Annotated in this window: 2 protein-coding genes; both read left to right on the top strand. The window is 39.8% G+C overall.

Features of this window, described 5'->3' with window-relative positions:
* Positions 1-132 precede the first annotated feature (132 nt).
* On the top strand, positions 133-828 hold the full coding sequence (locus tag QN359_RS19710; protein WP_323493414.1) for a hypothetical protein: 696 nt from the start codon (positions 133-135) through the stop codon (positions 826-828).
* 14 nt (positions 829-842) lie between these two features.
* A complete protein-coding gene (locus QN359_RS19715) occupies positions 843-1,196 on the top strand; it encodes a PIN domain-containing protein (RefSeq protein ID WP_322249631.1) in 354 nt (117 codons plus the stop codon).
* The last annotated feature ends 74 nt before the right edge of the window (positions 1,197-1,270 follow it).

A 1,270-nucleotide genomic window follows, 5' to 3' on the forward strand; every position in this document is an offset into this window, starting at 1 on the left:
GCGCCGCGCAGCTGTGGCAGAAACAGGCACTATCTTAAACTCTTTGGATAATTGTCTGGACTTAGGGGGCCACTTTAAACATCACTTTCCTCGATCATCAGTTCCGCAAAAATTGTTGCAAATAGACTGGATATGTTGAATGGATTAGAGGCGCTTATTTTTCATAAGAAAAGTAAGAAGAAACTGTTGGAAAGAGATCAATTACATAAAATACTTGAAACAGAGGCTTGGTTATTTCACGAAGAATTCTCTCTGGCAGGTAGCGAGCAGCGGTTAGAAGAAGTTTTGCAAAGGCATTTATCTGAATTAGGTCCACGTGAAGATGATTCTAAAATTGTTGATCTAGGAGATGGGAAGACTGGGCGGATAGATCTGATGTTGCAAAAAGTTGTCCAACCTCGAACTGGTGAATATGATTATCTAATTGTTGAGCTCAAGCGACCTTCACAAAAAATCAATAGCGATGTACTAACCCAAATAAAAAAATATGCTATCGCAGTTGCAAGTGACGAAAGATTTGCTGGAGTTCCTGCTAAATGGACATTCGTCGCTGTGTCAAATGAGCTGGACTCTTTTGCAAAGAAAGAGGCCAATCAGAAGGGACGACCTAAAGGACAAGTTTATGACGACTCAGAATTGAATATTACGGTCTGGGTAAAAGAATGGGCAGAGGTAATTAACGATGCACGATCTCGTCTTCGATTTATTAATGAACAATTGTCTTATGAGGCGGATAGGGATAGTGCTAAAGCCTATTTACAAAGAGCGCACGCGAAGTTTATTCCTAATCTTTCTGACGACGATACAGATGTCGATTTGCCCAATTAATTTCTAAAAAAATTATGTCTTCAGAAGAATACGCAGAAATTAGGTTGCGAATTGCCCAAAAAAAGATTTCAGCAATTACCGTCGATACAACAACTTTTGATGATCACGGCATGCGTCTCGATCGAGGGATATTTTCTCAGCTAAAACAATTTAATCGGCATCCTGCAAATTTGGTTATTTCGGAAGTAGTTTTAAGGGAAATTGGTCGTCATCTGACAAAATCGATCACAACAAAAAAAGAACGATTTGGTCGTGATATGTCTGATGCGGCTGATTTTGTTGGATTTGATCAAAAGTACCTCGAAGAGATAAATACAAAATTTGCAGAACTGCCATCTCCGCAAGAAATTTGCAAATTGCAGATCTAAAGTGGCCCCCTAAGTCCAGACAATTATTCAAAGAGTTTAAGATAGTGCCTGTTTCTGCCACAGCTGCGCGGCGC

Origin of the sequence: Undibacterium sp. 5I2, assembly GCF_035019605.1 — a bacterium.
Taxonomy (GTDB): domain Bacteria; phylum Pseudomonadota; class Gammaproteobacteria; order Burkholderiales; family Burkholderiaceae_D; genus Undibacterium.

Excerpts from the sequence above, each read along its gene's own strand:
- QN359_RS19710 (WP_323493414.1), top strand. The coding sequence starts at position 133 with ATGTTGAATGGATTAGAGGCGCTTATTTTTCATAAGAAAAGTAAGAAG.
- QN359_RS19715 (WP_322249631.1), top strand. The coding sequence starts at position 843 with ATGTCTTCAGAAGAATACGCAGAAATTAGGTTGCGAATTGCCCAAAAA.